Origin of the sequence: Paraburkholderia lebeckiae (genome assembly GCF_014201005.1) — a bacterium.
Classification (GTDB): Bacteria; Pseudomonadota; Gammaproteobacteria; order Burkholderiales; family Burkholderiaceae; genus Paraburkholderia; species Paraburkholderia tuberum.
In genome coordinates, this window is the sequence record NZ_JACHDK010000003.1 from 44721 (window position 1) to 57605 (window position 12885).

Genomic DNA, 12885 nt, shown 5'->3' on the forward strand with positions numbered 1-12885 from the left:
GTGTTTTCTACCAATCGCCTTTCGACTGAAAGCGGCGCGCAAGGCCGCTGCGGAAGACTATAGCCTGTGACCCACTATTCGACAATCGGTCCGCGTTGCACGCGTAGAATCCGCGACACCGGCTGCCCTACACTTCGTCGTTCATCGAGTCCATGTCCATCAACTACTATCCGCAGCTTCTTCGCAATCGGCCCCGCACGGTGATCGGCCTCGTGATCGGGATCGTCGTCGCGTTCCTCGTGCCCGGTCATACGAGTCCGATCGCCCGCACACTGATCGGCTGGGACGCGGCCATCTGGAGCTACCTGCTGATGATCTGGGTGCATATGGCTCTTGCCGACGAGCACCGCGTGCGCGAATACGCGATGCGCGACGACGAAAACGCGGGCGTCGTGCTGATCGTCATCTGCGTCGCGACGATCGCGAGCGTCGCCGCGATCGTGCTCGAACTCGCGTCGGCCAAGGGCGCGGGCGGCGCAACGACCGTCTGGCACTACCTGCTGACCGGTCTGACGCTGATCGGCGCATGGTTTCTGATTCCGACGATCTTCACGCTGCACTACGCGCGCCTCTACTACGACGCGGACGCGCAAGAGACCGCGTTGAAGTTTCCCGATCACCATTTGCTGCCGAACTACTGGGACTTCCTGTACTACTCGTTCACGATCGCGGTCGCGTCGCAGACCTCCGATGTCGTGTTGCGCTCACGCGAAATTCGCCGCGCGACGCTCGCCCAATCGGTCCTGTCGTTCTACTTCAACGTCGCAGTGCTCGGCCTGTGCGTGAACATCGCGGCGGGGCTGCTGGGTTCGTAACACGCCCGTTGCGCGGCGTTCGGATGAATTTCATGCGAATGCCACGCGCGTGCCACATGGCTGCCACGTGAGCGGCGCCCCGGCTTCACGCGTCCGCTTGAACCGCATTCCGTGCAACGCGGGGCCGCTCGTGTAAAACCGGCCCCACGCCATCCCGTTTTACATGCCGGCCACCCGCGGCATGCGTAACAATGCCCGCATTATTGCGCGCGCTCCGTGCGCGCGCGCACCTTCGGCACTCGCCATCTCACCGTAACCTCCCCGTTTCCGCGCTAGCGCGGGGTCCGGCTGCCCGCCGCGTTGGCACACGGTTTGCTCCTCTCCGGGACGAGTGACGACCAGTCCCGCGAGACCGGCGTCTGGCGTCAAAGCACCCGCGACTGGCCAGCGGCGCGACGATCTTTGCACTACATTGACCAGTACGTGCCCCCGCTGACGCATCGCGCGGTATCCGGCTCGGGAAGCCCAATGAGCGCTGTGATCGCATGCCAAGTGCATCCACACCGCAGCAGGACAACTCTGGAAACGACCGATGGAATCTCCAAACGGGTACGCGCCGCGGATTTACTTTTTTCATTCTCTTCTCGTCGGGCCCCTCGATGCCTGGCCCGCGCAGTTCGCTCACGCGGCCGGGCTCGGCTTCGATCATGCGTTGATCGGCGGGCTGTTCGAGCCCGGCCAGGCCGGCCATGGCCAGGTGGTCGGCAATCACGCTCGGCTGCATCCGGTGTTCGAGGCGCAGCATTCGGTGCACAACGCCGTGCGCATGCTCGCCGATGCCGCGCGCCGCAACAACCTGACGCTGCTGGTCGATCTCGTGATCGACCGCATGGCCGCCGACGGCGTGCTGTACAGCGAGCATTCGGACTGGTTTCATGCGCGTGAGTCCGAACTTGCACGGCTCGATCCGCGCCACGTGCATCGCGAAGACAACGTTGCCTACGCGAATTTCGACGACCCCGCGACGAGTGCCTCGCTGAGCGTCTGGTGGACCCAGCAACTGCTCGCGCTCGCCGAGGCGGGTGTCGGCGGCTTCCGTTTCGATTCGCCGCATCGCGCGCCGGCTGCCGTATGGCGGCACCTCGGCGATGAAGTGCGCGCGAAGCATCCGCACGTGCGCTTTCTCGCGGCAACCCCGGGCCTGTCGCGCGGCGATCTGCCCGGTCTCGAAGCAGCCGGCTTCGACAGCGCGTTTTCGTCGGTGCGCTGGTGGGATTTCCGTTCGAGCTGGATGGCCGAGGAGCATGCGGCGCTCGCGCGCGTCGGTGCGCCGATCGCCTTTCCCGAAGCGCCGTACGGTAGCCGCCTCGCCGCCGAGCTGAGCGACGTGCATGATGCGGCGATCGTCGAGCGGGCGTATCGACGCGCGCTGTTCACGTCGGTTGCATTGGGCAGCGGCTGGATGATGCCGATGGGCTTCGAATACGGCATCGCCGAACCGATGTCGCAAACGCGCGGCGACGCCGCGCAGTTCGCCCGCGCCGCGCAGTCGCGCCGCTTCGATCTGAGCGCCGCCGTCACCCAGGCCAACGACTTCGCGCGCAACACGCCGACGCTGCACGCGAACGGTGAATTGCGCCCATTGAGCGGCCCCGGCGCATCGGCCGCGGTTCTGCTGCGCGGCGACGCAGCCGATCTGCGCGACGCCAGCGAAGCAGTCCTGATCGTCGTGAATCCCGAACTCGGCGCGCCAGTGCGTGTCGATCCCGCGCGCTTCCTCGCGGGCGTGCCGGGCAGCTTTACGCGCTTCGCGCCGCTCGATGCGCGCGGCCGAACCGAACCCGCGGCACTCGTGCCGTTCGCGCTCGCGCCCGGTGCGGTGCGGCTGCTGCGCGCGTTCGCGGAGCAGCCGATCTGCCTCGCGCCGCCCATCGACAAGGCGAACAGCAAGCGCAGCGGCCGCAAGACTGTGCTCGACGCGATCGAAGCGCCGCGCGTCGCGATCGAGAGCGTGTCGCCGTCGGTGGAGAACGGTCGCTTCGCGGCCAAGCGCAGCGTCGGCGAGCGCGCGGAAATTCGCGCGGCGATCTTCGCCGAAGGTCACGACAAGATCGCGGCTGCCGTGCTGTGGCGCGCGGCCGACGAAACCGCGTGGCACGAAGAATTGATGGCGCCCGCGCCGCCGGCCGGGCTCGACTTGTGGAGCGCGCGCATTCCGCTCGAGCGGATCGGCCGCTACGAGTTCACCGTGATCGCGTGGCGCGACGACTTCGCGTCGCTCGTCGAGCACATCCAGAAGAAGCTGAATGCGAACCAGACCGTCGAGATAGAACTCGACGAAGCCGCGCATCTGTTCGCGCTCGTGCTCGCTGAAGTCGAGACGACCGAAGGCGCCGACAAGGAGCCGCTCGAACACATCGTGCTCGACTTCCAGAAGGCCGACGCCGAACAGAAGCTTGCAGTGATTCTCGCGCCCGCCACAGCGAAGGCGATGACCGCCGCGCGCCATCGCCCGTTTCTGAGCCGCGACTCCGTGATCTACAAGATCGACGCGGAACGCACGGCCGCCTATTTCGCGAGCTGGTACGAGATCTTCCCGCGCTCGATGAGCGACGACGAGTCGCGCCACGGCACGTTCGCGGACGTGACCGCGAAGCTGCCGCGCATCCGCGACATGGGCTTCGACGTGCTGTACTTCCCGCCGATCCACCCGATCGGCCTCGCGAACCGCAAGGGCCGCAACAACACGCTGACCACGCAGCCGGGCGATGTGGGCAGTCCCTATGCGATCGGCGGCGCCGAGGGCGGTCACACCGCCGTCCATCCGCAGCTCGGCACGCTCGAAGATTTCAAGGCGATGCTCGCCGCCGCGCATGCGCATGGCCTCGAGATCGCGCTCGACTTCGCGATCCAGTGCTCGCCCGATCACCCGTGGCTGAAGGAGCATCCGACGTGGTTCGCGTGGCGCCCCGACGGCACGCTGCGCTACGCCGAAAATCCGCCGAAGAAGTATCAGGACATCGTCAACCCGGACTTCTACGCGCACGACGCCAAGCCCGGCCTGTGGCTCGGGTTGCGCGACGTGATCCTGTTCTGGGTCGACGCGGGCGTGCGCATCTTCCGCGTCGACAATCCGCACACCAAGCCGCTGCCGTTCTGGGAATGGATGATCGCCGACGTGCGCGCGCGCCATCCCGACGCGATCTTCCTCGCCGAAGCGTTCACGCGTCCGCGCATGATGAACCGGCTCGGCAAAATCGGCTTTTCGCAGTCGTACACGTACTTCACGTGGCGCGAGTCGAAGCGCGATTTCACCGAGTACATGGGCGAACTCACGCAGACCGGCGCGCGCGATTTCTATCGGCCGAACTTCTTCGTCAATACGCCGGACATCAACCCGCGCCATCTGCAATCGCAGGGGCGCACGGGCTTTCTGATCCGCGCGGCGCTGGCCGCGACACTGGCCGGCCTGTGGGGCGTGTATAGCGGCTTCGAACTGTGCGAGGCCACCGCGCTGCCGAACAGCGAAGAGTATCTGGACTCCGAAAAGTATCAGTTGCGGGCGTGGGACTGGCACCGGCCCGGCAATATCGTCGGCGAGATCACCGCACTGAACCGCATCCGTCGCGCGAATCCGGCGCTGCAAACGCATCTCGGTCTCACGTTCCTCGCCGCGCACAACGACCACATCCTGTGCTTCGAGAAAGCGACCGAATCGCGCGACAACGTGATCGTCGTCGCGATCAATCTCGATCCGTTCAACGAGCAGGGCGCGGACATCGAGTTGTCGTGGGACACGTTCCAGCGCTGGCATCTACACGATCACGCCACTCTCGAAGTGATCGACCAGATGACCGGCGCACGCTTCGAATGGCACGGACGCTGGCAACACGTGCGGCTCGGCTCGGGTCAACCCTTCTCGATCTGGCGCATCGCGCCGCTAGGCGGCCTGCCCGCCGATCGCCCCGAGGACAGCGACCACGATCTCGACAGCGCTTCTCATGCAGACGCTGTCAACCCAACCTGGATGGAAGGTGGAACATGAAGCGCGACGATCCAGCCCAAACCGCGCACGAGGCGCAAACGGCCGTGGCCGTCGGCACCGCGGCGAAGGTACGCACGCGCCGCCGCGGCAAACCCGCGGCCCTCAGCGACGATCCGCTGTGGTACAAGGACGCGATCATCTATCAGGTGCACATCAAGTCGTTCTTCGATGGGAACAACGACGGCGTCGGCGATTTCCCCGGTCTGATGGCCAAGCTCGACTACATCGCCGAGCTCGGCGTCAACGCGATCTGGCTGCTGCCGTTCTATCCGTCGCCACGCCGCGACGACGGCTACGACATCGCCGACTACCGCAATGTACATCCCGACTATGGTCAGCTCGCGGACGTGCGGCGCTTCATCCAGGAAGCGCACGCGCGCGGCATTCGCGTGATCACCGAGCTCGTCATCAACCACACGTCGGATCAGCACCCGTGGTTCCAGCGCGCGCGCCGCGCGAAGCCCGGCTCGAACTATCGCAACTACTATGTGTGGTCCGATACCGATCAGAAGTACCCGGAGACTCGCATCATCTTCATCGACTCGGAGCCGTCGAACTGGACGCACGATCCGGTTGCGGGCGCGTACTACTGGCACCGCTTCTACTCGCACCAGCCCGATCTGAACTTCGACAATCCGGCGGTAATGAGAGAGGTGCTGCAGGTGATGCGTTTCTGGCTCGACATGGGCATCGACGGGCTACGGCTCGATGCGGTGCCATACCTCGTCGAACGTGAAGGCACCAACAACGAGAACCTGCCTGAGACGCACGAGGTCCTGAAGCGGATTCGCGCGACCATCGACGCCGAGTACCCGAACCGGATGCTGCTCGCCGAGGCGAACCAGTGGCCCGAGGACGTGAAGGAGTATTTCGGCAACGAAGACGAATGCCATATGGCATTCCACTTCCCGCTGATGCCGCGCATCTACATGTCGATCGCGAGCGAAGATCGCTTCCCGATCACCGACATCATGAAGCAGACACCGGAACTCCCCGAATCGAACCAGTGGGCGATCTTCCTGCGCAATCACGACGAGCTGACGCTCGAAATGGTCACCGATTCCGAGCGTGACTATTTGTGGAACACCTATGCGAGCGATCGGCGCGCACGTTTGAATCTCGGCATTCGCCGCCGTCTCGCGCCGCTGATGGAGCGCGACCGCCGCCGCATCGAGCTGATCAACTCGCTGCTGCTGTCGATGCCCGGCACGCCGGTCATCTACTACGGCGACGAACTCGGCATGGGCGACAACATCCACCTCGGCGACCGCGACGGCGTGCGCACCCCGATGCAGTGGTCGTCGGATCGCAACGGCGGCTTCTCGCGCGCCGACCCTGAGCAACTGGTGCTGCCGCCCGTGATGGGTACGCTGTACGGCTTCGACGCGGTCAACGTCGAAGCGCAGAGCCGCGACCCGCATTCGCTGCTGAACTGGACCCGCCGCATGCTTGCGACGCGGCGCGCGAAGCAGACCTTCGGACGCGGCACGATCCGCTTTCTGAAGCCGGAAAACCGCAAAATTCTCGCGTATCTGCGCGAGATGCCCGGCGAGGCACCGATCCTGTGCGTCGCGAATCTGTCGCGCGCGCCGCAGGCGGTCGAGCTCGAACTGTCAGAATTCAACGGCTTCGTGCCGATCGAGATGACCGCCGATTCGGTGTTCCCCGCGATCGGCCAGTTGACCTATCTGCTGACGTTCCCGCCCTACGGCTTCCTGTGGTTCATGCTGTGCGAAGGCGGCGGGCGTCCGACATGGGCGCAGGCGCATTCCGAGCCGCTGCCGGAGTTCGTCACGATCGTGATCCGCGAAGGACAATCCGGGCCGACACCCGAAAACGTGCGGCTGCTGGAATCAGAGGTGCTGCCGTCGTGGCTGAGCCGGCGCCGCTGGTTCGCGTCGAAAGATCAGAAGATGCACGCGGTGCGGCTCGCCGCGCTGACCACGATCCCGAACGGCGGCTTTGCCTTCACTGAAATCGAAGCGGACGTCGGCGACCACACCGAGCGCTACGTGGTGCCGATCGCGATCACATGGGGCGGCGAAACCACCACGCCGCTGTTTCTGCAACTGGCGCTTGCACGCGTGCGGCGGGGCCGCAACGTCGGCCATCTTACCGACGCGTTCTCGCTGCCGATCTTCGCGCACAACGTGCTGCGCAAGATGCGCGAGCGCGCGGTCGTGCCGACCGTGCAGAAGAGCGAGATCAAGTTCCTGCCAACCGAACGCTTCGCCGAACTCGACGCTCTCGGCGAGCGGCCCGAGATTCGCTGGCTCGCGGCCGAACAGAGCAACAGCTCGCTGATCGTCGCCGATGCCGCGGTGTTGAAGCTCGTGCGGCGGCTGGTCAGCGGCATCCATCCGGAAGCGGAAATCAGCCGCTATCTGACGCAGCTCGGCTATGCGAACACCGCGCCGCTGTATGGCGAAGTGGTGCGCGTCGATCCCGAGGGCGTGCCGCATACGCTCGCGATCCTGCAGGGCTTTATCGACAATCAGGGCGATGCGTGGAACTGGTCGCTCGACTATCTGCGCCGCTCGGTCGACGAACTCGCGATCGCGATCGACACCGAAACGCAGACCGCGCCCGATCGCACGAACGAGTCGATTCTGCTGGACGGTTACGGCGAACTCGCGGGCATCATCGGCCGCCGGCTCGGTGAGTTGCACGTCGCGCTCGCCACGCCGAGCGACGACCCCGCGTTCGCGCCGGAACCGGCCAACGCCGACCAGGTGAAGGCGTGGGTCGACGCGACGCAGACGATGCTCGCGGCCGCGCTCGATCTGCTCGCGCCGCGCATCGCGGACATGAGCGACGCGGACACGAAGGGGCTCGCGCAAAGTCTGATCGATCGCCGCGCCGCGCTCGTCGAGGTCGTCGACAATCTCGTGCCGGGGAACGCGGGCGCGTTGCGCATCCGCATCCACGGCGACTTCCACCTGGGCCAGGTGCTGGTCGCGCACGGCGACGCGTACCTGATCGACTTCGAGGGCGAGCCCGCGCGTTCGCTCGACGAGCGTCGCCAGAAATCGAGCCCATTGCGTGACGTGGCCGGTCTGATGCGCTCGCTCTCGTATGCGAGCGCGGCCGCGCAATCGACCACCGAAAGCGCGCCGCAACAGACCGCCGATCGCAAGCGCGCGCTGTTCGAGCGCTTCCGCGCGCACGCGACTGGCGCGTTCCTTGCGGAATATCGCGCGGCCGCCGCGCAGTCGCCGACGCCGCTCGTCGCGCCCGAATCCGAGGAGGCGCTGCTCGATCTGTTCCTGATCGAGAAGGCCGCCTACGAAATCCGCTACGAAGCGGCCAACCGACCGGCGTGGCTCGGCTTGCCGGTGCGCGGCCTCGCGGCGCTCGTGAGCCGGCTGCTCGGCGACACCGGCAGGCCGCCGCACCACGATCCATCAACCCAGGCGCCTGGCGCCGCCACACCGCCTAACCCGGCCGAGGGCGACTATGAGTGAGCATGATCCGGCCGCAGGCCTTCAACCCGTCGATATCGACGCGCTCGTCGAAGCGCGTCACCCCGATCCGTTTTCGCAGCTCGGGCTGCATCAGACGGACGCGGGGCCGATCGTGCGCGCGCTGCTGCCGAACGCCGCGCACGTCACCGTGATTTCGCGCGCTGATGGCGCGACGCTCGGCGAACTCGAACAGCTGCGCCCTGGCCTGTTCGCGGGCCGCATCACGTCGGCGATGCCGTATCGCTTGCGCATCGACTGGCATGGTGTGGTGCAGGAAGTGGAGGATACCTATTCGTTTGCTCCGGTGCTCGGCGACGAGCCGCTCGAACGTCTCGCGCGCGGCGATCCGTACGCGGTGCTCGAATGTCTGGGCGCGCGGCCGCTCGACATCGACGGAGTGCCGGGCGTGCGCTTTGCGGTGTGGGCGCCGAATGCGCGGCGCGTGTCGGTGGTCGGCGACTTCAATGCGTGGGACGGCCGCCGCCATCCGATGCGGCTGCGTCACCAGGCGGGCGTGTGGGAGCTGTTCGTGCCGCGCGTCGGCGCCGGCACGCGCTACAAGTACGAGCTGCTGTCGCGCGACGGCCATCCGCTGCCGCTGAAGGCCGACCCGTGCGCGATGCAGACGGAAAAGCCGCCGGGCACCGCATCGATCGTCGCACACGTCGACGAGATCGAGCAGTTTCCGTGGACCGATCACGAGTGGATCCAGTCGCGCGCCGACAAGCAGACCGCGCGCACGCCGGTCACGATCTACGAAGTGCACGCGGAGTCGTGGCTGCGCGTCGCCGAGGAAGGCCAGCGTGGTCTCGTCTGGGAAGAGCTCGCCGAGCGGCTGATTCCCTACGTGAAGAGCATGGGCTTCACGCACATCGAATTTCTGCCGATCGCCGAGCATCCGTTCGGCGGTTCGTGGGGCTATCAGCCGCTCGGGCAGTTCGCGCCGTCCGCGCGCTTCGGCAAGCCCGAGCAGTTCGCGCGTTTCGTCGATCGCGCGCACGAAGCAGGGCTCGGCGTGATTCTCGACTGGGTGCCCGCGCATTTCCCGAACGACGCGCATGGCCTGATCGATTTCGACGGCACGCCGCTCTACGAGCATGCCGATCCGCGCGAAGGCTATCACCAGGACTGGAACACGATGATCTACAACCTCGGCCGCAACGAGGTCAGCGCGTTCCTGATCGCGTCGGGGCTCGCGTGGTTGAAGCGCTATCACGTCGACGGCCTGCGCGTCGATGCGGTCGCGTCGATGCTGTATCGCGACTACTCCCGCGCGGCCGGCGAGTGGGTGCCGAACATCTATGGCGGCCGCGAGAATCTCGAATCGATCGCGTTCCTGAAGCGCTTGAATCACGAGGTCCGCTATGTGCCGGGCGCCCCCGGCGCGATCACGGTCGCCGAGGAATCGACCGCATGGCCGGGCGTGACCGCGCCCCTCGCGGACGGCGGCCTCGGCTTCGACTTCAAGTGGAACATGGGCTGGATGCACGACACGCTGCACTACATGCACGAAGACCCGGTGTATCGCCAGTTTCACCACCACAACATGACGTTCGGCATGGTGTACGCATATTCCGAGCGCTTCGTGCTGCCGCTTTCGCACGACGAGGTGGTGCACGGCAAAGGCTCGCTGCTCGGCAAGATGCCCGGCGACCGCTGGCAGCGTTTCGCTAATCTGCGCGCGTACTTCGGTTTCATGTGGACGCACCCAGGCAAGAAGCTGCTGTTCATGGGCGGCGAATTCGGCCAGATGGCGGAGTTCGACCATGACGGCTCGCCGCATTGGCATCTTCTCGACGATTCGAACCACCACGGCGTGCAATTGCTGGTGCGCGACCTGAACCATCTGTATCGCAACGAGCCCGCGCTGCATCTGCTCGACAGCGAACCGGGCGGCTTCGAATGGTTGATCGGCGACGACAGCGGCAACAGCGTGTTCGCCTATCGGCGCACCGACGGCGCGGGCCAGGAGTTCGTCGTGGTGTGCAACATGACGCCGGTGCCGCGTCTCGGCTATCGGCTCGGCATGCCGCGCGGCGGACGCTGGGTGGAAGTGCTGAATACCGATGCAGGCGTGTACGGCGGCTCGAACATGGGCAACGGCGGGCTGATTCATTCCGACCATGTATCGAGCCACGGCAGGCCATATTCCGCCGCGCTGACCTTGCCCCCGCTCGCGACGATCGTATTGCGCGCGGACTGAGGAAACGTGCCGTAACCCGGGCGCGCGGCGCACAGGCAGCCGCCGCGCGCCCGTTGCATGAGGACCCAGGCAGACCCGAGCTCCAGCTCGACAATCAGAACAGGAAAGGGAAATCATGTCGCATGCGTTGCCCGACCGGTTGCTGCCCGGCTCGCCGTATCCGCTCGGCGCGAACTGGGATGGGCTGGGCGTCAACTTCGCGGTGTTCTCGGCCAATGCGCAGAAAATCGAGCTATGCCTGTTCGACTCAACCGGCCGCAAGGAGATTCGCCGCTTCACCATGCCCGAATGCACCGACGAGATCTGGCACGGCTATCTGCCGAACGCGCATCCGGGCACCGCGTACGGCTTTCGCGCGCATGGGCCGTATCAGCCGCACTTCGGGCATCGTTTCAATCCGCACAAACTGCTGCTCGACCCGTATGCGCGCAAGCTCGTCGGGCAGTTTCGCTGGTCCGACGCGCTGTTCGGCTATCGCGTGCACTCGAATCGCGCGGACCTTTCGATCGACCGGCGCGATTCCGCGCCCGCGATGCCCAAGTGCGTCGTGATCGACGAGGCGTTCGACTCGTCGCACGACAGGCGGCCCGACGTGCCGTGGGGCGAGACCGTGATCTACGAAACGCACTTGCGCGGCGCGTCGATGCTGCGCTCTGATCTGCGCCAGCATGAACGCGGCACGTTCGCGGCGCTCGCGTCGCCGGAGTTCATCGAGCATCTGCTGAAGCTCGGCGTGACCACAGTCGAGCTGCTGCCCGTGCACGCGTTTCTGAACGACCGCTTCCTCGTGGAGCGCGGCCTGCGCAATTACTGGGGCTACAACACGGCAGCGTTCTTCGCGCCGGAGCCGACCTATCTGAGCACGCACCGGCTCGACGAAATGCGCATCGCCGTGCGCCAGCTGCACGCGGCCGGCATCGAGGTGATTCTCGACGTGGTCTACAACCACACTTGCGAAAGCAATGAGATGGGCCCGACCATTTCATGGCGCGGCCTCGACAATGCCAGCTATTACCGGCTGATTCCCGGCGACGAGCGTCACCATATCAACGACACGGGCTGCGGCAACACGGTCAATCTGCCGCATCCGCGCGTGCTGCAGATGGTGATGGATTCACTGCGCTACTGGTCGACCGCGTTCAATATCGACGGCTTCCGTTTCGATCTCGGCGTGACGCTCGGGCGCGAAAGCCACGGCTTCGATCCGGGCTCGGGCCTGTTCGACGCGTTGCGCCAGGACCCGGTGCTATCGCAACGCAAGCTGATTTCCGAGCCCTGGGATATCGGCCCTGGCGGCTATCAGCTCGGCAATCATCCGCCGGGATTCAGCGAATGGAACGACCGTTTCCGTGACACGGTGCGACGTTTCTGGCGTGGCGATGCCGGCCTGCGGCCCGACCTCGCCGCGCGCCTGACCGGTTCGGCCGATCTGTTCAACCGGCGGCATCGCAAGCCGTGGGCGTCGATCAACTTCGTCACGTCGCATGACGGCTTCACCTTGGCCGATGTCACCGCGTACGAGCAGAAGCACAACGAAGCCAACCTGGAAGACAACAACGACGGCCACAACGAGAATTGCAGCCGCAATTGGGGTCTCGAAGGCGCGACCGACGACCCCGCGATCCTCGCGACCCGCCGTCGCGTGTCGCGCTCGCTGATCGCGACACTGATGATCGCACTCGGCACGCCGATGCTGCTCGCCGGCGACGAAGCGCTGCGCACGCAGCGCGGCAACAACAATGCGTACTGTCAGGATAACGACCTATCCTGGATCGACTGGGACCTCGCGGATTCGCCGGAAGGTCGGCGCATGACCGAGTTCGTCGCGCGCGTGATCGGGTTGCGCAAGCGCCATCCGCTGCTACGTGAAACGCGCTTTCTGTTCGGCGACCGCGAAGTGCTGCCCGGCCTGTTCGACGTCGGCTGGTTCGACGAACACGGCGATCCGCTGACGATCGAAGCGTGGCAGGACCCGGAGGGACGCGCGTTCACGTTGCGTCGCGCGGGGCCGGGCCTGAATGGCGAAACCGAAGTATTGTTACTGATGCTCAACGCTCACGAGGAACCGCTGCAGTTCGCGCCTCCCGCGCCGCACCTGGAATGGCATGTGCTGTTAGACACGGCCGATCCGGAACGCGCGCCGCAGCGGCTCGCGACGGCCGAACTCGAGGTTGCCGCGCACGGCCTCGTGATACTCGCCGCGCAACCGACCGGCGAAGCGGATTGGCAAGCCGGCTGGGTGGCTGGCGCGCAGCACGGGCCGCGGCTGTTGACCGCGCTGCCGCCCGATCCGGGCGCGCAGACCGCAAAGGACGATGGTTCGCAATGAACGATGCACTGCGGCGACCTCCTTCGAGCGTGAACCAATCGCACCGCAGCCGGGGTGGCAAGAATGTTGCGATGCAATGCCTGCTTGCG

Annotated in this window: 5 protein-coding genes; all 5 read left to right on the top strand. The window is 65.8% G+C overall.

Annotation, left to right across the window (positions count from 1 at the left end; genetic code table 11):
• Positions 1–152 precede the first annotated feature (152 nt).
• Entirely contained in the window at positions 153–815 is a 663-nt protein-coding gene (locus HDG39_RS06765) for a DUF1345 domain-containing protein (RefSeq protein ID WP_184004306.1), read from the top strand.
• Positions 816–1347: 532 nt separating this feature from the next.
• Positions 1348–4800, top strand: coding sequence for a maltotransferase domain-containing protein (locus tag HDG39_RS06770; protein ID WP_184004308.1), 3453 nt, complete (start codon positions 1348–1350; stop codon positions 4798–4800).
• Positions 4797–8264, top strand: coding sequence for a maltose alpha-D-glucosyltransferase (treS, locus tag HDG39_RS06775; protein ID WP_184004310.1), 3468 nt, complete (start codon positions 4797–4799; stop codon positions 8262–8264). Before HDG39_RS06770 ends, treS begins: the two co-directional genes overlap by 4 nt.
• Complete coding sequence (gene glgB / locus HDG39_RS06780; protein WP_184004312.1) at positions 8257–10467, top strand: 1,4-alpha-glucan branching protein GlgB; 2211 nt, start codon at positions 8257–8259, stop codon at positions 10465–10467. Before treS ends, glgB begins: the two co-directional genes overlap by 8 nt.
• Before the next feature lie 115 nt (positions 10468–10582).
• Positions 10583–12796 carry a glycogen debranching protein GlgX gene (gene glgX, locus HDG39_RS06785; RefSeq protein WP_184004314.1) on the top strand — a complete coding sequence of 738 codons (2214 nt, stop codon included), beginning with the start codon at positions 10583–10585 and terminating at the stop codon, positions 12794–12796.
• Positions 12797–12885 lie beyond the last annotated feature (89 nt).

Coding starts and splice junctions, on each gene's coding strand:
- HDG39_RS06770 (WP_184004308.1), top strand. CDS start 1,348: ATGGAATCTCCAAACGGGTACGCGCCGCGGATTTACTTTTTTCATTCT.
- glgX (WP_184004314.1), top strand. CDS start 10,583: ATGTCGCATGCGTTGCCCGACCGGTTGCTGCCCGGCTCGCCGTATCCG.
- glgB (WP_184004312.1), top strand. CDS start 8,257: ATGAGTGAGCATGATCCGGCCGCAGGCCTTCAACCCGTCGATATCGAC.
- treS (WP_184004310.1), top strand. CDS start 4,797: ATGAAGCGCGACGATCCAGCCCAAACCGCGCACGAGGCGCAAACGGCC.
- HDG39_RS06765 (WP_184004306.1), top strand. CDS start 153: ATGTCCATCAACTACTATCCGCAGCTTCTTCGCAATCGGCCCCGCACG.